The sequence below is a fragment of the Sinorhizobium alkalisoli genome, assembly GCF_008932245.1.
GTDB lineage: Bacteria > Pseudomonadota > Alphaproteobacteria > Rhizobiales > Rhizobiaceae > Sinorhizobium > Sinorhizobium alkalisoli.
In genome coordinates this window covers 1,232,375-1,254,246 of sequence record NZ_CP034910.1, presented here as the reverse complement: position 1 = coordinate 1,254,246, position 21,872 = coordinate 1,232,375, and the positions used below count along the sequence as shown (strand labels likewise).

At 64.6% G+C, this 21,872-nt stretch carries 21 protein-coding genes; 4 read left to right on the top strand and 17 right to left on the bottom strand.

What is annotated here, in order from left to right; genetic code table 11:
• Nucleotides 1-96: 96 nt before the first annotated feature.
• The 8 genes from EKH55_RS23655 to paaN all read right to left on the bottom strand — a co-directional run bounded on the left by EKH55_RS23655 (nt 97) and on the right by paaN (nt 9,380).
• Complete coding sequence (locus EKH55_RS23655; RefSeq protein WP_151613387.1) at nt 97-1,017, bottom strand: helix-turn-helix domain-containing protein; 921 nt, start codon at nt 1,015-1,017, stop codon at nt 97-99.
• Nucleotides 1,018-1,096: 79 nt separating this feature from the next.
• Nucleotides 1,097-3,157 carry a 3-hydroxyacyl-CoA dehydrogenase NAD-binding domain-containing protein gene (locus tag EKH55_RS23650; protein ID WP_151613386.1) on the bottom strand — a complete coding sequence of 687 codons (2,061 nt, stop codon included), beginning with the start codon at nt 3,155-3,157 and terminating at the stop codon, nt 1,097-1,099.
• A gap of 4 nt (nt 3,158-3,161) precedes the next feature.
• Nucleotides 3,162-3,863, bottom strand: coding sequence for an ABC transporter ATP-binding protein (locus EKH55_RS23645; RefSeq protein ID WP_151613385.1), 702 nt, complete (start codon nt 3,861-3,863; stop codon nt 3,162-3,164).
• Complete coding sequence (locus tag EKH55_RS23640; protein WP_151613384.1) at nt 3,850-4,635, bottom strand: ABC transporter ATP-binding protein; 786 nt, start codon at nt 4,633-4,635, stop codon at nt 3,850-3,852. Before EKH55_RS23640 ends, EKH55_RS23645 begins: the two co-directional genes overlap by 14 nt.
• Nucleotides 4,632-5,588, bottom strand: a complete 957-nt coding sequence (locus EKH55_RS23635) for a branched-chain amino acid ABC transporter permease (protein ID WP_106407905.1) — start codon at nt 5,586-5,588, stop codon at nt 4,632-4,634. The genes EKH55_RS23640 and EKH55_RS23635 overlap by 4 nt, the downstream gene beginning before the upstream one ends.
• 2 nt (nt 5,589-5,590) lie before the next feature.
• The gene (locus tag EKH55_RS23630) at nt 5,591-6,463 is read right to left on the bottom strand and encodes a branched-chain amino acid ABC transporter permease (protein WP_151613383.1); all 873 of its coding nucleotides are present in this window, start codon (nt 6,461-6,463) and stop codon (nt 5,591-5,593) included.
• 67 nt (nt 6,464-6,530) lie between these two features.
• Entirely contained in the window at nt 6,531-7,670 is a 1,140-nt protein-coding gene (locus tag EKH55_RS23625; protein ID WP_151613382.1) for an ABC transporter substrate-binding protein, read from the bottom strand.
• Between the two features lie 48 nt (nt 7,671-7,718).
• Nucleotides 7,719-9,380, bottom strand: coding sequence for a phenylacetic acid degradation protein PaaN (gene paaN / locus EKH55_RS23620; protein WP_151613381.1), 1,662 nt, complete (start codon nt 9,378-9,380; stop codon nt 7,719-7,721).
• Between the two features lie 100 nt (nt 9,381-9,480).
• Between paaN and paaG the strand changes: the two genes are divergently transcribed.
• The 4 genes from paaG to EKH55_RS23600 all read left to right on the top strand — a co-directional run bounded on the left by paaG (nt 9,481) and on the right by EKH55_RS23600 (nt 12,752).
• On the top strand, nt 9,481-10,269 hold the full coding sequence (gene paaG / locus EKH55_RS23615; protein ID WP_151613380.1) for a 2-(1,2-epoxy-1,2-dihydrophenyl)acetyl-CoA isomerase PaaG: 789 nt from the start codon (nt 9,481-9,483) through the stop codon (nt 10,267-10,269).
• A complete protein-coding gene (gene paaI / locus EKH55_RS23610; RefSeq protein ID WP_151613379.1) occupies nt 10,266-10,712 on the top strand; it encodes a hydroxyphenylacetyl-CoA thioesterase PaaI in 447 nt (148 codons plus the stop codon). The genes paaG and paaI overlap by 4 nt, the downstream gene beginning before the upstream one ends.
• Before the next feature lie 36 nt (nt 10,713-10,748).
• Nucleotides 10,749-12,059 carry a phenylacetate--CoA ligase PaaK gene (paaK, locus tag EKH55_RS23605; RefSeq protein ID WP_151613378.1) on the top strand — a complete coding sequence of 437 codons (1,311 nt, stop codon included), beginning with the start codon at nt 10,749-10,751 and terminating at the stop codon, nt 12,057-12,059.
• Between the two features lie 96 nt (nt 12,060-12,155).
• The gene (locus EKH55_RS23600; RefSeq protein WP_151613377.1) at nt 12,156-12,752 is read left to right on the top strand and encodes a TetR/AcrR family transcriptional regulator; all 597 of its coding nucleotides are present in this window, start codon (nt 12,156-12,158) and stop codon (nt 12,750-12,752) included.
• 109 nt (nt 12,753-12,861) lie between these two features.
• On the opposite strand, the gene paaZ is transcribed toward EKH55_RS23600, so the two are convergent.
• The 9 genes from paaZ to paaX all read right to left on the bottom strand — a co-directional run bounded on the left by paaZ (nt 12,862) and on the right by paaX (nt 21,871).
• A complete protein-coding gene (gene paaZ, locus EKH55_RS23595; RefSeq protein ID WP_151613376.1) occupies nt 12,862-14,919 on the bottom strand; it encodes a phenylacetic acid degradation bifunctional protein PaaZ in 2,058 nt (685 codons plus the stop codon).
• Nucleotides 14,920-14,931: 12 nt separating this feature from the next.
• A complete protein-coding gene (locus tag EKH55_RS23590) occupies nt 14,932-15,687 on the bottom strand; it encodes a Phenylacetic acid catabolic protein (RefSeq protein WP_069460055.1) in 756 nt (251 codons plus the stop codon).
• 20 nt (nt 15,688-15,707) lie between these two features.
• On the bottom strand, nt 15,708-16,784 hold the full coding sequence (gene paaE, locus EKH55_RS23585) for a 1,2-phenylacetyl-CoA epoxidase subunit PaaE (RefSeq protein ID WP_151613375.1): 1,077 nt from the start codon (nt 16,782-16,784) through the stop codon (nt 15,708-15,710).
• Nucleotides 16,785-16,806: 22 nt separating this feature from the next.
• A complete protein-coding gene (gene paaD, locus EKH55_RS23580; RefSeq protein WP_069460053.1) occupies nt 16,807-17,331 on the bottom strand; it encodes a 1,2-phenylacetyl-CoA epoxidase subunit PaaD in 525 nt (174 codons plus the stop codon).
• A gap of 9 nt (nt 17,332-17,340) precedes the next feature.
• Complete coding sequence (gene paaC, locus EKH55_RS23575) at nt 17,341-18,123, bottom strand: 1,2-phenylacetyl-CoA epoxidase subunit PaaC (protein WP_151613374.1); 783 nt, start codon at nt 18,121-18,123, stop codon at nt 17,341-17,343.
• Entirely contained in the window at nt 18,123-18,407 is a 285-nt protein-coding gene (gene paaB, locus EKH55_RS23570; RefSeq protein ID WP_069460051.1) for a 1,2-phenylacetyl-CoA epoxidase subunit PaaB, read from the bottom strand. Before paaB ends, paaC begins: the two co-directional genes overlap by 1 nt.
• Nucleotides 18,408-18,424: 17 nt before the next feature.
• Nucleotides 18,425-19,429, bottom strand: a complete 1,005-nt coding sequence (paaA, locus tag EKH55_RS23565; protein WP_151613373.1) for a 1,2-phenylacetyl-CoA epoxidase subunit PaaA — start codon at nt 19,427-19,429, stop codon at nt 18,425-18,427.
• A 15-nt stretch (nt 19,430-19,444) separates the two neighbouring features.
• Entirely contained in the window at nt 19,445-20,650 is a 1,206-nt protein-coding gene (gene pcaF, locus EKH55_RS23560) for a 3-oxoadipyl-CoA thiolase (RefSeq protein ID WP_151613372.1), read from the bottom strand.
• Between the two features lie 282 nt (nt 20,651-20,932).
• Entirely contained in the window at nt 20,933-21,871 is a 939-nt protein-coding gene (paaX, locus tag EKH55_RS23555; protein WP_427915850.1) for a phenylacetic acid degradation operon negative regulatory protein PaaX, read from the bottom strand.
• Between the last annotated feature and the right edge of the window lies 1 nt (nt 21,872).

Below are 21,872 nucleotides of genomic sequence, written 5' to 3'. Positions count from 1 at the left end.
CCCGGGCTCTAAGCCCGGGGCTCTTTCGAGAGTTGGTCGTGGCAAGTCGCTTAGTCCTTCTTGTCATGCACCCCGGGGCCGTCCTGATAAAAAGCGTCACTGGCAGCGCGCGACCGCGCCCGGCGTGGTGCCGTATTTCTTGCGGAACTCGCGGTAGAAATAGGAAAGATCGTTAAAGCCGCAGTCGAAGGCGACTGCGGTGACGCCTTCCGCCACTTGCTCCCCCTTGCGCGCGGAAAGCCGCGAATGGGCAAGGTCCAACCGGCGATTGAGCAGCCTGTGACCGGGCGTCTCGCCCAGCGGACGGAAATGCCGCTGCAACATGCGCTCCGAGACATTGAGGCGGGCAGCGAGTTCGTGCGGGCCGAAGGTCGGATCCGCACGATGCCGGTCGATCATCGCCAGCGCACGGGAAAGCAGGGTTTCGGCGCGCGCGCCGCTGACACGGTTGGAATGCAGGTAAGCGCCCAAGAGACAGAGAAGGGCCTCGCCAAGCTGCGCCTGCGCGCCCTCCTCCAGCAACATTTTTGCGATGACGGCGCGCATGGCGAGCCAGAGCGGGTCGTCGCGCGAAACGGACAGGCCGCCAGCGCAGGCATGGCCGAAGCGGTGCATCATCTCCTCACGCCGAATGTGCAGCGAGACCTGGTTCGAACGCTCACCCCTATAGAAGAAAGTGGAAGGTTTCACTGAATCGACAAGGAACATGTCGCCGGGCGAAAGCTCGGCCACCCGATCGCCCTGCTCGACGCGGCACTGGCCGGCATCCTGCACCAGCAGGAAGAAATATTCACCGGGGTCCTGCCGGATGGAGCGGGGGCTGCGCGCAACCTCGGAGGCATCGAGCGCGACGATCGCCGTATCGAAGGGACCGATCCGCCGCGTGATGACGTCGCCATTGACGACGCCCGTTCGCCGCATCGGCTCCAGATCAAACGAGCCGCAGACCCGCCTGATCTCCGATTCGAGAATTTCGACCGGCACTGGCTTGTGCCTCGGCGTCATCAGCGATTGCATCGCGCCCTCCCCGGCTCCAGCAGAATGCCTCTTTCTCCAATCTATCTCACCACAGTCCGCGGCGCTTGCCTATCGGGTTCTACTCGGCGAGCGCTGAGAAGCGGCCCGCTTGCGCCGCGCGGCGCAGGGCTTCGCAGGGCGGGTCGGCCAGCCCCTCGCTCGACAGTGCCCGCAGCGCGTCGACGACCTTGTCGAGGCCGCGGGCCTCCGCATAATGCATCGGTCCGCCCCGCCAGCGCGGAAACCCATAACCGTGGATCTTCACGAGATCGATGTCGGCAGCGCGCAGCGCCACACGCTCCTCCAGAATGCGCGTCGCCTCGTTGACCATTGGCAGGAGGATCGCATCCGCAATCGCCGCGTCGTCCCAGACCCGCTGCGGTCGGCCGGCGGCCTCTTCGGCGATGATCGCCGCCACGCTTTCAGATGGCTTTGGCGCACGGTCGCCGGGCTGGTAATCATACCAGCCGCCGCCGCTCTTCTGGCCTAAGCGTCCGAGCGCGCAAAGCCGGTCGGCCACAGGCGCAAAGGGCGCCTCACCGCGCTCGCGCGCGGCCTTGCGCTGGAAGGCGGCGATGTCGAGACCGCCGAGGTCCTGCGCCTCGAACGGCCCCATCGGCAGGCCGAAGGCGCGCATGGCGCCATCGACGGTCGAGGGAGTCGCGCCGGAAAGCAGTAGCCGCTCGGCCTGAGCACGCGTTACCTTCAAGATGCGGTTGCCGATGAAACCATCGCAGATGCCGGCCCGGACGGGGACTTTTCCGAGCAGGCGCGCGAGCGCAAAACCGGTCGCGAGTACCTCCGGCGCTGTCCTTTTCGTCGGCACGATCTCCAGCAGCTTCATGATATGGGCCGGGCTAAAGAAATGCAGCCCGAGGAAGCGTTCCGGATGACTCACGCCCTCGCTGATTGCGCCCGGATCGAGATAGGAGGTGTTAGTGGCCACCACCGCATCCGCCCGGCAGACCAAAGAGAGCTTCTCGAAGACGGCGCGCTTGACGGCAAGATCCTCGAAGACGGCTTCGATGACGAGATCCGTGTCGCCGAGCAGGCCGTAGTCATCGCCGCCGATGATGCCGTCCATCCGTTCATCTGCAACGGACTGCGTGATACGGCCGCGCTTCACGGAGCCCTCGTAGATGGCCCGCACATTGGCAAGCCCGCGCTCGACCGCCACCTTATCGCGCTCGATCAGCACGACCGGGAGGCCGGCATCGCGGAGCGCCGCGGCGATACCGGCGCCCATCGTCCCTCCGCCGATGACGGCGGCCGAACGAATGTCACGCGGCGTGATCCCAGCAAGCTCCGGCGGGCGCGGCGCGGCGCGCTCGGCGAAGAAGACATGGCGCAGCGCTGCCGCCTGCGCCGAGCCGCGCAGTTCGAGAAAGGTCTCGCGCTCGAATTCCATGGCGCTGGCGAAATCCGTCTCGCTCGCCTTGCGCAGGGCGGCGAGGGCCTGGAGTGGCGCTACTTCGCGCTTTGCCTTGGCGGCGACTGCCTTTTCCGCGTTTTCCCAGAAACCGGCTTCGACCGCCGGCACGACGCGGTCGGAGATGGGCGGCGGCGAGGATTTTTCAGCGACTTCGGTTGCGAAGGCAATCGCACCAGTGGGAAGGTCGCCCTCAAGCACCGCATCGACGAGGCCGAGCTCCCGCGCCTTCTTGGCGCCGACCGGGCTGCCGCTCGTCACCAGATCGACGGCGGCGGCGGGGCCGATCAGCCGCGGCAGGCGAACGGTGCCGCCGGCGCCGGGGATGATGCCAAGCTTGACCTCCGGCAGGCCGAGGCTGGCGGAGGGAACCGCCACGCGCCAGGCGCAGCCTAGCGCCACTTCCAGTCCGCCTCCGAGAGCGCTGCCATGGATCGCCGCGACCCATGGCTTTTTTGCGGACTCGATGCTGGCCACCACGTCAGGCAGATGCGGCGGTTGCGGCGGCTTGCCGAATTCGCTGACATCAGCGCCGGCGATGAAGGTGCGGCCGGCGCAGATCAGCACGACGGCCTTCACCGCGGCATCCGCATCCAGTTCCGCCACGGCATCGACGAGCGCCTGTCGCAGCGCCTGGGACAGGGCATTGACGGGCGGATTTTCGACGGTGACGACGGCGATGGCGTCTTCGCGGACGATAGTGATGGTCATGGTCTCATATTCCCAGGTAAGCGGCGCGGATGCGCTCATCCGCAATCAATCCGGCGGCGGGGCCGGACATGGTGATGCGCCCCGTCTCCATGACATAGCCCCGGTCGGCGACCGAGAGCGCGCCAAAGGCGTTCTGCTCCACGAGAAGCACAGTGACGCCGAGCGCCTTCATGCTTCTCACCACGTCGAAGATCTGAGCGACGAGGATAGGGGCGAGGCCCATGCTCGGCTCGTCGAGCAACAGGCAGGAGGGGCGCGCCATCAGTGCGCGGGCAATCGCCAGCATCTGCTGTTGGCCGCCCGAAAGGCCGCCGGCCGCAAGGTTGCGCTTCTCCTTTAGAATGGGGAACATGGCAAAGGCGTCCTGCATATCGCGGTCCACCTTGTCATCGGCGAAGAGATACGCGCCGAGACGGAGATTTTCCTCCACCGTCAGGTTCGTGAAAATCTGCCGTCCCTCGGGCGACTGAGCGAGGCCCCGCTGCACGCGGCGATGCGCCGGCACTGTGGTCATCGCCTCGCCGCGGAAGACAATGGAGCCCGCCGAAACCGGCTGGATGCCGGACAGGCACTTGAGCAGCGTCGTCTTGCCTGCGCCGTTCGCGCCGATCACCGTGACTATTTCGCCGGAGGCGACATCGAGGTCGATGCCGTGCAATACCTCGATGCGACCGTAGCGCGAGCGCAGTCCCTCAACCGTCAGCATTTTGGACCTCCGTCGCCTGGGCACCCAGATAGGCCTCAATGACACGCGGATTGCGGGCGATCGCCGCCGGTTCGCCCTCGGCAATCTTCTCGCCGTGATCGAGCACCACGATATGGTTGGAAATGCGCATGACCATTTTCATGTCGTGTTCTACCAACAGGATCGACACGCCCTCAGCCGCTACCTTGGCGATCAGATGATCGATCTCCTCCGTCTCGACGGCGTTGCAGCCGGCGGCAGGTTCGTCGAGCAGCAGGACGCGCGGTTTCAGCGCCAGCGCGCGTGCGATCTCCAGCCGCTTGAGCGCGCCATAGGAGAGCGAGCCGGCCTCCTGCTCGGCGGCGCGGCCGAGGCCGACGCGCGCGAGCAGCACGCGGGCGCTTTCCTCCGACGCCTTGCTGCGGCGACGCGAGGCGGGAAGCGAGAAGAGATCGGCGAAGACCGAGCCGCGCTCATGCAGGTGATGGCCGGCAATGGCGTTTTCCAGAACGCTCATCGACTGAAAGATCTGCAAATTCTGGAACGTGCGCGACAGGCCGCGGCGAGCGAGCAGATGCGGCGGCATGCGGGTGACGTCCTCGCCCTCCAGAACGACCCGGCCGCGCCCCGGGGCGTAGACGCCGGAGATCATGTTGAAAAGCGTCGTCTTGCCGGCTCCGTTCGGGCCGATGACGGAGACGATCTCGCCGGGTTTCAACGAAAAGCCGACATCATTGACGGCGCGAAGGCCGCCGAAGTCGATTCCCAAACCTTCGATCTGAAGCAGGCTCATTCTCCCCTCCCCCGGACGCTGCGCGCGATAGAGGGCAAAAGGCCCTGGCGCATGAAGATCATGACGAGCATCATGACGAGGCCGAGCATGAGCTGTTCATACTCCTGGAAGATCGTCAGCACCTGCGGCAGCGTCGTCAGGATCACCGCACCGAGGATGGCCCCGAGCACCGACCCCGCCCCGCCGAGCACCGTCATCGTGACCATCTCGATCGAATGCATGAAGCCTGCGACATCCGGCGTGATGAACTTGTTCTGCAGCGCCAGCAGCGAGCCGGACACCGAAGCATAGACGGCCGAAAGCACGAAGGCGACGAGCTTGTAATGCGCGACATCGACGCCGACGGTGCGGGCCGCGATCTCCGAACCGTGCAGAGCGCGCAGCGCCCGGCCGGTCGGACTGTGATAGAGATTGAGCGCCAGCCACGCGCCGAGCACCAGCACGACAGCAGAGAAGGCGTACCAGAACTCCGTATTGGAGAGATCGATGCCCACGGCCTTCAGGAGGGCGCGAAGGCCGAGGTCCGGCACCGCCATACCGTCAGGCCCGCCGGTCAGTTGCGCCTCGTTGGACAGCACCATGGAGACGAGGATACCGAATCCTAGGCTGGCGACGGCGAGATAGTAGCCCTTGAGCCGCAGGATTGGTCGGCCGACAAGGAAGGCGATTGTGGCGGAGAGAGCCGCGCCTAACACGGCGGCGAGCGCCGGATGCAGGCCGAGATGAACTGGGGCCAGCGCGCAGGCATAGGCTCCAATGCCGGCGAAACCCGCATGTCCCAGGCTGATCTGGCCGGCATAGCCGATGAGGACGACAAGGCCCGTCACCGCAAGGCCGTTGACGAAGATCAGCGAACCGACACGGAAATAATAGGAGGACGGAAAGAAGAACGGCGCGATGGCGATGACCGCGACGAGGATGAGAAGCGTTGTTGCCTTGCTGGAGAACCGCATGATCACACCCGATCCGTCGACTTGCGGCCAAAAAGGCCCTGCGGCATGGCGAAGAGCACCGCAAGGATGACGACAAAGGCGGCTGCATCCTTATATTGCGAGCTGATGTAACCGGCCGTCATCGCTTCCAGAACGCCGAGCAGCAGGCCTCCGACGAGCGCTCCCTTGGGATTACCCATACCGCCGAGCATGGCGGCGGCGAAACCTTTCAGCGCCAGGGCGAGGCCGACGTCGTAGCCGGTCAGCGTGATCGGCGTCACCAGCACGCCGGCGAGCGCGCCGATGGCGGCGGACATCGCGAAGGAGAGCGTCATCACATAGTTGGTGTTGATGCCGACGAGCTGGGCGGCGATGCGGTTGTTCGCCGTCGCCAGCACCGCGCGGCCGATCAGCGTGCGCGTGAAGAACAGCCGAAGACAGAAGAAGATGGCGAGCGCGCCGGCAATCACCCAGAGGCTCTGCGGCAGGATGGTCGCGCCGCCGATCAGGATCGGCTGGTCGCCGGAAAAGGCCGGGAAGCGGTGGAGCTGCTTGTCGAAAACGAGCTGCGTCGCGCCGCGAATGAAGATGGACGCGCCGATGGTGATGATGATCAGCGAGACGACGGGCGCGCCGCGGGCGGGCTCGATCGCCAGCTTGTTGAGCGCGACTCCGATCGCGGCCGTCGCAATGATGGCGATGAGCGCGGCGAGCGGCAGCGGCAGGCCGGCGGCGTGCGCGAAAAAGGTGATCATGCCGCCGAGCATGACGAATTCGCCCTGGGCGAAGTTCACGACGTCGGAGGCGTTGTAGATGATCGTGAAGCCGAGGGCGACCAGCGCATAGACCGCGCCGACCGTGATCCCGGAGAGAAGAAATTGCAGCAGTTCAGGCATGGATGCCTCCGCTTGGCACGACGTTTCCTCCGGCCTGCACCCTCGTGGCGCGGGCCGGAGGGCTCGATTACTCGACGATCTTCCAGCCGCCCTTTTCGATCTCAAGCATGCGGAAAGCCGAGAGGTCGAGACCGAGATGATCCTCGGCCGTCATGGTGACGATGCCTGTGGTGCCGACAAAACCTTTCGTCGCCTCGATCGCACCGCGGATATCCGACGGCTCGGCGCTGCCCGCGCGGGTGATCGCATCGACGAGGATGCGCAACGCATCATGAGCGTAGCCGCCGAAGGTCGAGACCGGCTTGCCGGTCGCCTTCTCGTAAGCCTCCTTGTAGGCGGTAACGACGGCACGCTGCGGGTCGTTCTCCGGCAGGATTTCTGCGACGAGGAGCGCCGTGCCCGGTAGGCGCACGCCTTCGGCGGCCTCAGCGCCGGCAAGCTCGATAAAGCCATCCGAGGCAACGCCGTGCGACTGGTAGAGCGGGAGCCCGACGGCAAGCTGGGCGTAGTTGCGCGTCACGATCGCCGGCCCCTGACCGAAGCCGGGGTTCAGCACCGCCTGAATCCCTTCCTTGCCCTTGATGTTGGTGAGCTGTGGCGTCATGTCGGCGTCGGTGGGGCCGTAGGTCTCGTCGGCGAGTACCTCGATGCCATATTCGCCGATGATTCCCAGGCACTGTTTGCGCATGGACGCCCCGAAGCCGTCCGAACCGGAGATCACGCCGATCTTGGTGATACCGGCCTTCTTCATGTCCTCGAAGATTTTCGCGCAGGCCATACGGTCCGTGTGCGGCGTCTTGAAGGTATAGGGCTTTACGGGGTCGATGATCTCGATCGCGCCGGCAAGCGAGATGAAGGGCACTTCCGCATCCTCGAAGACCGGGATGATAGCCATTGAGGTGCCGGTCGTCGTGCCGCCGATCACGGCCACCACTTCGTCGTCTTCCACGAGGCGGGTGGCGAAGGTGCGCGCCTTGTTCGGGTCGCCACCGTCGTCATAGACGATCAGTTCGATCTTTTCGCCGTTGACGCCGCCTGCCGCATTGATCTCCTCGACCAGCATCTTCAGCGTCTTGGCTTCCGGATCGCCGAGGAAGGCGGCGGGGCCGGTTTCGGAAAGGGTGGCGCCGATCTTGATATCGGCCAGCGCAGGCGCGGCAAGGCCGAGGACCAGCGCAAGCGCCGTCGTTGTGAACGCAAATTTCATGTCGGTTTCTCCTCCCAACAAAGACAATGGCTAAAGCGAAAACTCTCCTCACGCCGCCGCAGGGCGACGCCACATCACCACGCGGAACCGGTTGGCGACGAAGGCCGCATCCGTCAGGCTGGCATTGCCCGCCGGGTTGGCACCGGTAACGTGGAAATCGCTGAAGGCGGCGCTCTGGTTGACGTAGATGCCGCCGGCCAGATTGACCGAAAGATTGACGCCGGCCGCAGCGAACCGGTCGGCGGCGGTGAGGACTTGCGCCTCATCTGTCGCGTAGAGGGCTGCCGTGATCGAGCCCTTGCGCTCGGCGAGCTCAGCGGCGCGATTCACGCCGTCCTCGATGTCATCAACCGCAACGACAAAGGCGATCGGGCCGAAACGCTCTTCCGCATAGGCATTCGTATCCGCTGCGTCGACGGCAAGGATCAGCGGGGTCGCGGTGCGCGCATCGTCGAGACCTTCCACCGGCGCGGAGTCGCGAACGATGCGACCGAGCGAACGGGCCGTCGCGATACGGGCCAGCGTTGCCGGATTGGCGATGGCGCCGCAGACGCCGGCCGCGCGGACCGGATCGGCAAGCAGGTCATCGACGGCCGCGGCAATTCCGGCCGCGACATCATCGAAAGTCTTGTGGCCCTCATTCGTCTCAATCCCGCCGCGCGGGACAAAGATATCCTGCGGAGCCGTGCACATCTGGCCGGAATAAAGCGACAGCGAGAAGGCGATATTGCTGCACATGCCGGCGAAATTGTCGGTGGCGCCGATGATGATCGAATTGACGCCGGCCTCTTCCGTGTAGACGCCCGCGGCGCCTGCGTTTTCGCGTACCCATGTGCCAAATGCGTTGGAGCCGGTATAATCGACGATGGCGACGGCCGGGTGCTGCACAAGGTCCTTGGTGATTTCCGAACCGGGCGCATCGGCAGCAAGCAAGACGATATCGGCCGCAAAGCCCTCTTCCACCGAAACCTGCCGGATGATCTCGACGGTGATGGCAAGCGGGAGGATCGCTGCCGGGTGCGGCTTGACGATGACGGTGTTGCCGGTGGCAAGGCTCGCGAAAAGGCCGGGATAGCTGTTCCAGGTCGGGAAGGTGTTGCAGCCGATGGCGATCGACACACCACGCGGAACGATGCGCCAGTGCTTCTCCATGATGATCGGCTCGCCCTTGCCCTGCGGCTTCGTCCAGGTCGCCTGAGCGGGCGTTCGGGTCATTTCGGCATAGGCAAAGGCGACGGCTTCGAGGCCGCGGTCCTGCGCATGCGGGCCGCCGGCCTGGAAGGCCATGGCAAAGGCCTGCCCTGTCGTATGCACGACGGCGTTCGCCATTTCGAAGCTGCGGGCGTTGAGGCGGGCGAGAATTTCGAGGCAAACGCCGACGCGTACCTCCGGCGCAGCCGAAGCCCATGACCGGGCGGCAGCGCGCGACGCCGCGATCAGCGTCTCGACGGAGGCCGTAGGATAGGTGATGCCGAGGGCGGGGCCATAAGGAGAGACTTCCGCACCAACCGCGCCTTCCGCCGGATGATCGGCCAGAACAAAAGGTTGGCCGAGCCGAGCCCTGTAGGCGGCAAGGCCGTCTTCCTTGGCGGTCTCGCCGTAGATTTTGCCGCTCGGCACTTCCGGATAGGGGGACCAGAAATCGCGCTTGGCGACCGCTTGCAGGGCCGCATCCAGCGTCGGGCGATGGCGTTCGAAAAGTCCGCTCATTCTCATTCCTCCCAATCAGTGCTTTTATAATTGACTGACCGGTCGGTTTATGCAAGTGTTTTTTTACGGTCGCCGATTGGGAAGGCGACAGGGAGGTACAATGTCCAATTCCGACACCGTTCTGTCGGCGCTTGCCGACGGCGTTTTGAGCCTAACGCTGAACCGACCGGACAAGCTCAACGCATTCAATGAAGAGATGCACCTGGCGCTGCGCGCTGGCTTCGAGCATGCCCATGCTGACGAAAACGTACGTGCAGTGCTCTTGACCGGCGCCGGCCGCGGCTTTTGCGCCGGCCAGGACCTCGGCGACCGCGACCCGAACAAGGGCGTGCCGGACCTCGGCCAAACGATCGATGCCTTCTACAATCCACTGCTCCGTCTGATCCGGAGCCTGGAAAAGCCGGTGATCTGCGCCGTCAACGGCGTTGCCGCGGGGGCCGGTGCCAACATCGCCTTCGCCTGCGACATCACGCTCGCCGCCCGCACCGCCCGCTTCATCCAGGCCTTCGCCAAGATCGGCCTCGTGCCGGACTCCGGCGGCACCTGGAGCCTGCCGCGTCTCATTGGCGAAGCGCGCGCCAAAGCGTTGGCGCTGACCGCCGAGCCGCTCGACGCGGATACCGCCGCCGACTGGGGCCTGATCTGGCGCGCCGTCGACGACGACACGCTGATGGACGAGGCGAACGCGCTCGCCAAGCGGCTCGCTGCCGGCCCAACCAAGGGCCTCGGTATGACGAAGCGCGCCATCCAGGCCGCCGCCACCAACTCGCTGGACCAGCAGCTCGATCTCGAGCGCGACCTGCAACGCGAGGCCGGCCGCAGCGCCGACTATGCCGAAGGCGTTTCCGCCTTTCTCGAAAAGCGCAAAGCGGAGTTCAAGGGTCGATGAGCGCCGCCAGTCTTTCCCCGCAGGCGCTTGCCGAGGCCTGCGCCAAAGTCATGTGGGACGACGACAACGCCAGTCGCGAGCTCCGAATGGAACTCGTCTCCGTCGCGCCTGGCGAGGCGACCATCGCCATGACGATTGCCGAGGGCATGACGAACGGTCACGGCACATGCCACGGCGGCTACGTCTTCACGCTCGCGGATTCGGCCTTCGCCTTCGCCTGCAACACCTATAACCAGCGCACCGTCGCCCAACACTGTTCGGTGACATTTATCGCACCGGCGTTCAGGGGCGACCGGCTGACGGCGACGGCGCGGGAGGTGTCACGCCGCGGACGGGGCGGCATCTACGATATCCGCATCACCAACCAGGAGGGCGAGCATGTCGCGGAATTCCGCGGCCACTCGCGAACAGTCAAGGGTACCCATCTGCCGGAAGAAGGCTGAGGGCGATATTACCCCGCATTCTCGGAGGAGACATCCATGGAAGACCTTTCCCCCCGCCCCGGAGACCTCGAAGCGATCGAGACGGCCTCGCGCGACGAGATTTCCGGGCTCCAGTTCGAGCGCATGAAATGGTCGCTGGCACACGCCTACGAGAATTCGCCCTTCTACCGGAAACGCTTCGACGAGGCGGGCGTGCACCCCTCCGACCTGAAGACGCTCGCCGACCTCGCGAAATTCCCCTTCACCACCAAGAAGGATCTACGCGACACCTATCCCTTCGGCATGTTCGCCGTACCGCGTGAAAAACTCGCGCGCATCCACGCCTCCTCCGGCACCACCGGCAAGCCGACCGTCGTCGGCTACACCCGCAACGACATCGACACCTGGGCGACCGTCGTTGCCCGCTCGATCCGCGCCTCGGGCGGCCGGCCCGGCGACATCGCTCATATCGCCTACGGCTACGGCCTATTCACCGGCGGCCTCGGCGCACATTACGGCGCGGAAAAGCTCGGCTGCACGGTCGTGCCGATCTCTGGCGGCATGACCGAACGCCAGGTCACGCTGATGCAGGATTTCAAGCCGCGCATCATCATGGTGACGCCCTCCTACATGCTCTCCATTCTCGACGAGTTCCGTCGCCAGGGCATCGATCCGCGCGAAAGCTCGCTCGCCGTCGGCATTTTCGGCGCGGAGCCTTGGACGAATGCCATGCGCGAGGAAATCGAGCATGCCTTCGACATGCACGCCGTCGACATCTACGGCCTTTCGGAGGTCATGGGCCCGGGCGTCGCCAACGAATGCGTCGAGACCAAGGATGGCCTGCATATCTGGGAAGACCATTTCTACCCGGAAATCATCGACCCCGAGACCGGCGAAGTGCTGCCGGACGGCGAGCTCGGCGAGCTGGTCTTCACGACGCTCACCAAGGAAGGCCTGCCGATCATCCGCTACCGCACGCGCGACCTGACGCGACTTCTGCCCGGTACCGCCCGCTCCATGCGCCGCATGGAAAAGGTCACCGGCCGCTCCGACGACATGATGATCCTGCGCGGCGTCAACGTCTTCCCGACGCAGATCGAGGAACAGATCCTGAAATGTCGCGGCCTCGCCCCGCATTTCCAGATCGAACTCACGCGCGCTGGCCGTATGGACAACATGACGGTTCATGTCGAATGTACGCTGGAAGCGGCCGACGAGGATTCTCGCGCGGGATCTGCCAGGGAGCTTGCCCACCACATCAAGAGCGTGGTCGGCGTCTCCACGAAGGTTCTTGTCCACCAGCCGGGCGGCGTTGCCCGCTCGGAAGGAAAGGCAAAACGCGTGGTCGACAACCGCCCGAAAGAATGAAACGCCGGGATAGCCCGGCACCGGGTTGACTGTGCTACAGGGAGGCGACCGCCCTCCCGACGCGGTCGAAAATCCGGAATGAATAGAGCAGGAACCATGGCACGCACGCGCGCAGTCGATTTCGAGGAAAAACAGCGTGGCATTCTGACAAGTGCGGCGGCGGTCTTCGCCGAGATGGGCATGGAGAAGGCCTCCATGTCGATGATCGCCTCGTACAGTGGTGTCTCCAAGGCCCTGCTCTATCACTACTATCCGAGCAAGGACGCGCTGATCTTCGACATCGTGCGTACGCACCTCGCGGCGCTGGAAACCGCCATCGAAGCCGCCGACCGGCCCGACCTCCCGGCTGACAAGCGACTACGCCTGCTGGTGAAAGCCGTGCTGAAGAATTACGAGGGACGGGACAACGAGCACAAGGTGCAGCTCAACGGCACCAGCGCCCTCTCCCCGGAACAGCTCGGCGAACTGCAGGCGATCGAAAGACGGATCGTCAAGCGCTTCTCCGCCGTGATGTACGAGATCAATCCGGACCTCAACAAGGAACGGCCGTTGCTGATGCCGGTCACCATGTCGCTCTTTGGCATGATGAACTGGGTCTATATGTGGTTTCGGCCAGACGGACCGATCACCCGCGACGAATATGCGGACATTGCCACGACACTGATCCTCGAAGGGATCAAGGCCGTCCGCTGACGTTTCCCATCATCTCCGAGCTTCAATCTCTCCAGGATGAGCGGATCTATTCCGGCGCACGAATGCGCCGCCGGATCGGACGCGTCTGAGCGTGCGGTGTGTCGTGCGATCACTCTCTCGTTTTGGCCACCATCGTCAGGACATCGTATTGCGCGACCGTGGCCGCGGTCTGGTTGGTCACACGACAATCCCATCGCACCTCCCCGTGCTCGGCATTGGCCCGCGGATTGATCTCCTTGCAGGTGAGTTGCACCTGCAACGTATCACCCGGATTGACGGGCGTCAGGAAGCGTAGATTGTCGACCCCGTAATTGGCGAGGACCGGTCCCGGCGCCGGATCGACGAAGAGGCCGGCGGCAAAGGAGACGATGAGATAGCCATGTGCCACGCGCCCGTCGAAGAACGGATTCGCCTTGGCCGCTTCCTCATCCATATGGGCGTAGAAGGTGTCGCCGGTGAACTGGGCGAAGTGCTCGATATCCTCCAGTGTTACCGTACGTGTGCCAGTTACAAGCTGGTCGCCGATCCGAAGCTCGGCCAGCGACTTGCGGAACGGATGTTCGCCGCCCGAACGCACCTCGGCACCGGGGACCCACCGTCCGGTGACGGCCGAAAGCATCGTCGGAGTGCCCTGCACGGCGGTGCGCTGCATGTAATGCTTCACACCGCGAATGCCGCCCAGTTCCTCGCCGCCGCCTGCCCGCCCGGGACCACCGTGCACGAGACCTGGCAGCGGCGAACCGTGGCCGGTGGACGACTTGGCGCTGATGCGATTACCGATCATCACACGGCCATGGAAGGGTGCGAGGCCGAGCACGACCTCCTCGGCGAAAGCCGGATCGTTGGTGAAGACGGAGGCGACGAGGCTGCCCTTGCCACGCCGGGCGAGATCGACCGCTTCTTCCGCCGTGTCATACGGCATGACGGTGCTGACTGGGCCGAAGGCTTCGACGTCGTGCACCGCGCGGGCCGAGCCCGGCTTATCGCAATAGAGCAGAACCGGATTGAGGAAGGCGCCGGCGGACGCATCGCCAGACAGCACGCGCGGGTTATCCGGATCGCCGACGACGATCTCGGCGCCGGTAGCAAGGTCTCGGATGCGAGCGCGGACCTCCTCGCGCTGGTCGAGGCTGGCAAGCGGTCCCATACGGACGGCTTCGTCGGCAGGATTGCCAACGGCCGTGTCGCCGAGGCGCGCGCGCAGGCTTTCAATGAGCGCTTCGCTATAGGCGCGCGGCGCGATCACACGGCGAATGGCCGTGCATTTCTGACCAGCCTTGACCGTCATCTCGCGGGCGACTTCCTTTACGAAGAGGTCGAATTCCTCCGTGCCCGGCGCCGCATCAAGGCCGAGGACAGCGGCGTTGAGGCTGTCGGCCTCCATGGTGAACCGCACGGAATTGCCGATGATCGCCTTATGCGTCTTGAGACGCTGGCCGGTCGCGGCGGAGCCCGTGAAGGTCACGGCATCCTGGCCCTCGACATGGTCGAGCAGGTCGCCGACCGAGCCGCAGATGAGCTGAAGCGCGCCTTCCGGCAGGATGCCCGTGTCGATGATGCGGCGAACCATGAGTTCGGTGAGATAGGCCGTCTGGCTCGCCGGTTTGATGATGGCCGGCACGCCGGCCAGCAACGTCGGCGCCAGCTTTTCGAGCATGCCCCAGCAGGGGAAGTTGAAGGCGTTGATATGGACTGCCACGCCCTGGAGCGGGCTCAGGACATGTTGCGCCGAAAACGTTCCGTCCTTAGAGAGAGATTCCACGTCACCATCGAGAAGCACGCGCGTATTCGGTAGCTCCCGCCGGCCTTTCGAGGCATAGGAGAGCAGCGTGCCGATACCGCCCTCGATATCGACCCAACTATCGGCACGGGTGGCGCCGGTTGCGCTCGAAAGAGCATAGAACTCTTCCTTCTTTTCGAGCAGCGCCTGGCCGAGCGCTTTCAGCATCACGGCGCGCTCGTGGAAGGACATGCGCCTGAGCGCCGGGCCGCCCTTTTCGCGGCCATAGGCGAGAATCGCCTTGAAATCGACGCCGGTCGAATCAATGAAGGCGACCGGCGCGCCCGTCGAGGCGTCGAGCAGCGGCACGCCCTCGCTTACGCCGGCGACCCAGGTGCCGCCGGCATAGCTTTCGAGCCGGCGCGGCGGCTTTGCCATGACGTTCATGTCTCTATCCTTTCAGTTCAATCCAAGCGCAGAAAGCTGCGGGTCGACCTCTGCCCGCCATTCGGCAAGCAGGGTCTCGTTGGGCGTATGCCTGAGGCCGAAGCGCGACAGTGTCTCGAAGCGCGCCGAGCCGGAATGGCCAAAACTTTCGGCAACACGAGGATACCAGTAGACGACGGATGCCTTGGCCTTGGCACGGCCCGCCTTATCCTCGACGACACGGACGAGACCGGCGAGGCCGAGTTCGGTATGGCGCGTTTCGCGCGGCAGGATGGCGCGGAAGACTTCGGCGAGCGGCTGGTACGAAACGCGCGACAGTTCCTTCAACTGCACGACGCTCGCCCGGCCCATCAGCACGTTCATGACGACGGCATCCACCCACCCTTCCAGCGGATAATGGAAAACGGACAGGCGCATGTCGCCGCCTTGGCGCGACGCGCCGATGTCGGCCTCGCGCGCAAGCCGCTCCGCCCAGGGATGATGCACGGCATAACGCCCGCCATCGGCGCCGAACGTTTCCATGATCTTCAGCACCTTGCCTGCGTGGTCGGTCTTTTCCAGCACGATGCGGGCGGCGGAGATCCGCTCCTGTATGCCCGGCGCGTCGTTGATCGTGTCGGCAAAGCCGGCGGAACCAGCAAGCTCGCTGTCGATGAAGGTTGCCATCAGCCGCAGCAGTTCGCCGCGATAGCGCGGCGGCACGTTGGCCGGCGACGACAGCACGCCGCCCTTCGCCAGATAATCCTCGATCGGCATCGTATCGGGCATTCTATCCTCCCCACGGCGGTTTACTGGTCGTAGCTGACGATGATGCGGTCAGTGAGCGGATAGCACTGACAGGTCAGTACATAGCCCTGGCGCACCTCATAGTCCTCGAGCGCGTGGTTGGCTTCCATCTCGACCTCACCTTCGAGTACCTTGGCGCGGCAGGTGGAACAGACTCCGGCCTTGCAGGCGTATGGCGCGTCCATGGCGTTTTCGAGCGCGGCATCGAGCAGGCTCTGGCCCTGTTTCGGAAACTTGAACGTGCGCGTCGCGCCGTCGAGCGTGACGGTCGCCTCGCAGGTCGCGCTCTGGTCGGCGCCGGCGACCTGCTCCACCTTGCGCCGCGCTCGGCCAGGCTGAGAGGAGGCGAAAAGTTCGAACTTGATCTGGTCATCGCGAAGCCCGTGCTCACGCAATGCCGCAGCGATCGCCAGCATCATTGGCTCCGGGCCGCAGATGAAGGCGGTGGCGATAGATTTCGGGTCGATCCAGCTCCTGAAGAGGGCCGCGCATTTCTCGCCGTCGATGCGGCCGGTGAAGAGGTCGATGTCCTGCGCCTCGCTTTCGAGGACATGGAGGACGGAAAGCCGGCCGAGATAGAGGTTCTTCAGGTCCTCCAGCTCCTCCCGGAACATGATCGAGCTGATCTGGCGGTTGGCGTAGACCAGCGTGAAGCGGGAGCGCGGCTCGCGCGACAACACGGTCTTGATGATCGAGAGCACCGGAGTGATGCCGCTACCGCCGGCAAAGCCGAGATAGTGTTTTGCGACATCCGGCTCCAGGGCGGTGAAGAACGCGCCCATCGGCGGCATCGCCTCCAGCGTGTCGCCGACCTTGAGGTTCTCGTTGACCCAGGTGGAGAAGCAGCCCCCGTCGACGCGCTTGATCCCGACCTTCAGCACACCCTCGTCCTTGCCGGCGCAGATCGAATAGGAACGGCGCAGTTCCTCGTCCTCGAATTTCCGGCGGAAGGTCAGGTATTGCCCCTGGGTGAAATCGAAGACGGCGCGGTCCTCGTCGGAGGGCCGGAGCGTGACCACGACCGCATCGCGCGTCTCGCGGCGAACGTCGGTCACGGTCAGGGGATGAAAACGTGCCATGTGCGGGCCCTCTCCCTATGGGTCAGATGCACTTGAAGTAATCGAACGGTTCGAGACAATCGATGCAGCGATAGCTGGCCTTGCAGGGCGTCGAGCCGAACTGGCTGATCTTTTCGGTGTTCGTCGATCCGCAGCGCGGACAGGCGATCGTCAGGTTCGAGCGGCCGGAAAGCCGGTCGATGCGTTTCATCAAGACGCCATCGGCGGCCGTGCCGTCGACCGGCGGGGCGATGCCGTAGTCGCGCAGCTTTTCCCGACCCTCGGCGCTGATCCAGTCCGTCGTCCAGGCGGGCGAGAGCTGACGCTCCAGCCGCACCTTGTCGAGACCCTTTTCCGCGAGCGCGGCCTCGATATCGAGGTTGATGACGGTGGTGGCGGGGCAACCCGAATAGGTCGGCGTGATCGTCACCACAAGCGTGTCATCTCGCCAGGCAATATCCCTGACGATCCCAAGGTCGGTGACAGAGATGACCGGGATCTCCGGGTCCGGCACTTGCGCCAACCAGTGCCACACCTCATCGATCGAAGGACGGAGCGCCGGGTCCATGACCGCCTCCTACCAGGTGGCGCCGGGATAGGCGCGCTGGAGGAACTGCATTTCGGCGAGAACGAAGCCGAGATGCTCGGTATGAACGCCGCGCCGGCCGCCCTTGTGCATGTAGCCATCGGCAGGCTTCCTCAGCGTAGCCTCGGTCAGCGTATCCGCGACGATCTGGTCCCAACCTGGCTTGAGGCCCTGCGGCGCGGGAATGATCCCGGCTTCGGCCAGCTCGGCATCCAGGTCGTCGCTCATGAACATCTCGCCCGTGAAAGCCCAGAGCTCATCCAGGGACGCCTGCATGCGGCTGTGACTTTCGGCCGTGCCATCACCGAGGCGAATGACAAGATCGCGGCTGCGGTCAAGATGGTAGGAGACCTCCTTGAAGGCCTTTTCCGCGATTTCGGCGATGCGCTGGTCCGAAGAGCCCTTTAGCGCCTTCAAGAGCAGATAGTGCCAAGCGTCGAACAGGAACTGCCGCATCAGCGTCTTGCCAAAATCGCCGTTCGGGCGCTCGACCAGCAGGATGTTACGGAACTCGTAGCCGTCGCGCAGATAGGCGAGGTCATCGGCAGAATGGCCCTTGCCTTCGACTTCGCCGGCAAGGCCCAGCCAGAGTTGCGTCTGGCCGATCAGGTCGAGCGCAGTGTTGGCGAGCGCGATGTCCTCTTCCAGCGCCGGCGCATGGCCGCACCACTCGGAAACGCGATGGCCGAGGATCAGCGCATTGTCGCCGATGCGGGCCAGGAATTCGAAGAGGGCGGCCTGGTGGGCCGCGGGGTCAACTGCTGCGGTCGCCATCACATGTGCCCCACTTCATCCGGAATGTCGAAGAAGGTCGGATGGCGATAGACCTTGGAGTTCGACGGGTCGAAGAGCGGACCCTTTTCTGAAGGGGCGCTTGCTGTGATGTCGGCGGACCTCACCACCCAGATACTGACCCCCTCGTTGCGGCGTGTATAGACGTCGCGGGCATTGTTGATCGCCATCTCGGCGTCGGGCGCATGCAGGCTGCCGACATGGCGATGATTGAGGCCGTGCTGACCCCGGATAAAGACTTCCCAAAGCGGCCATTCGCTGGACATGGTTCTCTCTCCCAAACTCATTCGGCGGCGATCTTCGCAGCGGCACGGCGGCCAGCCGCCTTTTCCGCATGGGCCGTCAGTCCGTCGCGGAACCAGGCGCCGTCATTCCAGGCTTGTCTGCGGGCGTCGAGGCGTTCCGCATTGCAGGGGCCGTTGCCGGCGATCACGTTGAAGAACTCCTCCCAGTCCGGTTCGCCGAAATCGTAGCCACCCTTTTCCTCGTTCCATTTGAGGTCAGGATCCGGCACGGTGAGACCGAGATATTCGGCCTGCGGCACGGTCTGGTCGACGAACTTCTGTCTGAGCTCATCGTTGGAGTTCTGCTTGATCTTCCAGGCCATCGACTGGGCCGAGTGCACGGAGGCATCGTCCGAGGGGCCGAACATCATCAAGGACGGCCACCACCAACGGTTCAGCGCGTCCTGCACCATCGCCTTCTGGGCGGGCGTGCCCTTCACCATCTTCATCAGGATGTCGAAGCCCTGGCGCTGATGGAAGCTCTCTTCCTTGCAGATCCGGACCATCGCGCGGGCATAAGGGCCGTAGGAACAACGCTGCAGCGGCACCTGGTTCATAATCGCCGCGCCGTCGACCAGCCAGCCGATCGCGCCGATATCCGCCCAGGTGAGCGTCGGATAGTTGAAGATGGAGGAATATTTTGCCTTGCCGGAGTGGAGCTGCTCGTACATCTCGTCGCGGCTCACCCCGAGGGTCTCGGCGGCGCAATAGAGATAGAGGCCGTGGCCGGCCTCGTCCTGCACCTTGGCAAGCAGGATCGCCTTGCGCTCGAGCGTCGGCGCGCGGGTGATCCAGTTGCCCTCGGGAAGCTGGCCGACGATCTCCGAATGGGCGTGCTGGCTGATCTGGCGGATGAGCGTCTTGCGATAGCCTTCGGACATCCATTCCTTCGGCTCTATCTTCTGCCCTGCGTCGATGCGCTCCTGGAAGGCGCGCTCGTGAGGGTCCATCTCGTCGAGGCTTTTGACGCGGGCAGCGTCCGTCTTCACCATTTGAGCATACATGGTCCTTCTCCTCCGTCAGACGCGCTCGAGAATGATGGCGATGCCCTGGCCGACACCGATGCACATCGTGCACAGCGCATAGCGGCCGCCTTGGCGGTGAAGCTGATAGGTGGCGGTCGTCACCAGCCGCGCACCGCTCATGCCGAGCGGGTGGCCGATGGCGATCGCGCCCCCGTTCGGGTTCACATGCGCGGCATCGTCAGCTAGGCCGAGGTCGCGCAACACCGCAATGGCCTGCGAGGCAAAGGCTTCATTGAGCTCTATCACGTCCATCTGACCGACCGACAAGCCGGCGCGTTCGAGCACCTTCCGCGCTGCTGGCGCCGGTCCGATGCCCATGATGCGCGGCTCGACGCCGGCTGCCGCCATGGCGACGATGCGCGCCTTCGGCATCAAGCCTTGGGCCTTCATCGCCGCCTCGCTGGCAACCAGCAGCGCCGCGGCGCCATCGTTGACACCCGAGGCATTGCCCGCCGTCACCGTGCGGTCGGGGCCGTTGACCCCGTTGAGCTTCGCGAGCTGTTCGATCGTCGTGCCCGGGCGCGGATGCTCGTCGCGATCGACCAGGACAGGGTCGCCCTTCTTTTGCGGGACGAGAACCGGAACAAGTTCCTCTTTAAAGAGGCCTTCTTGCTCAGCCGCGGCCCAGCGCGCCTGGCTGCGGGCGGCGAAGGCATCCTGAGCGGCGCGACTAACGCCAAAATCCTCAGCCACATTGTCCGCCGTCTCCGGCATGGAATCAACACCGAAGGCTGCCTTCAGCTTCGGGTTCACGAAGCGCCAGCCGATGGTCGTATCGTAGACCGCGTTCGAGCGTGAGAACGCGCTTTCGGCCTTGGGCATCACGAAGGGCGCGCGGCTCATGCTCTCCACGCCGCCCGCAATCACAAGATCGCAATCGCCTGCGCGGATAGCCCTCGCCGCCATGCCGACGGCGTCCATGCCCGAGCCGCAGAGGCGGTTGACTGTGGTCGCAGGCACGGAAGCGGGCATGCCGGATAGAAGCACCGCCATGCGGCCGACATTGCGATTGTCCTCGCCCGCCTGGTTGGCGCAGCCGTAAATGACATCATCGACCTTCGACCAGTGGACTTGGGGGTTGCGCTCCATCAGCGCAGTCAACGGTGCGGCGGCCAGGTCATCGGCTCGCACGGAAGATAGCGCTCCGCCATATCGGCCAACGGGTGTGCGCACTGCATCGCAAATGAAGGCTCCGGACATGCAACTCCTCCCGATTTGGCCGTCGACATCTTTCATTAACCGACCGCCCGGTTAGTTATATAGCGCAGGACATGTCACAGATCAACGGCATTTGCGGATATTTTTGTGATGTATTGGCGAAGAAGCTCGCCAAGCGTCGATGCACACAACGTCACTATAAGGCGAATAACGTCCCGAAGCAGTTTGGTGGCGCACTCCCGACTGCTACGCCAGCATCGTTGACGATCCGCTGGCGTTCTGATGGTTCGCTCCCATGTTGTGCGCCAGCCAGGCTGTGGCCCTTCAGCGCGATCCCTCGGGGGCTGCCTCCTTGTCGCACAGCATCGCAAGCCGGCGGGACGTCGCGTCGCAGGCCATTGGAAGCGAGCCTGTAGCCGTAATGAAGTTCCGCGCGACATGCAGGTCGGCTTGCGGCGACAGGCTGCAATAAAGCCGGGCAAACAGGCGTCGCGCCTCTGCCCCCGGCCAGCCGGGCGGAAGAACCTCGGCCGGCAGACGCGGATCGCGCAGTGCCTCCAGGCGGAACTGGTGCACGAGCAGGAGTCGGGCCGTAAGGCAGTCGGCAGACGCCAGGGTTCCGCCCGCCTCGACGAAATCGGTGAGCGGGTCGAAGCGCTGGAGAAATCTCTTATAGGCCTCCGCGTGCGGCTCCAGATCCCAACACTCCGCGGCAAAGGCGCCGAGTTCACCCGCGCCTTCGGCCACGTCTGCGCGGAAGACGACCGCAGGCATGATCGAGAGAGGGAACGGCCTGACCCCGACGGCAAGCCGCGGACCGAGCCGCGCATGGCCGGATCGCTCGAGCATCTGCATACGCTCTTCAGACGCGGACCCCACCAACTGCACGAAGTGCCAGGCCGTTTCTTCCGGCGGACCGAACAGCACCCGCGCGGCGGCGGCGAATTCGCTCCGGGCCGCCTCGGTGAGCCGATAGAAGCTGCGCCGCCCCTCCCGCTCTCCGGCGAGCCGCCCGGCGGCGACGAGACGGGAGACGGCAGTGCGGACCAGCGTCTCGCTGATGCCGACGCCGGCGCAGACTTCGATGATATTGCCGATCCAGATGGCGCCGCCGCGCGGCTCCACGACATCGCCATAGATGGTGACAATGAAGCTCGCCGCCCTCAACGGCGTCCCGTCCAGTATTGCCGCTACCAGCTCGGTACCGGCCCGCGCCGACTTGTCCTGCTGCATCCGGCCGCCCTCTCCCCGGTCCCGATCCATG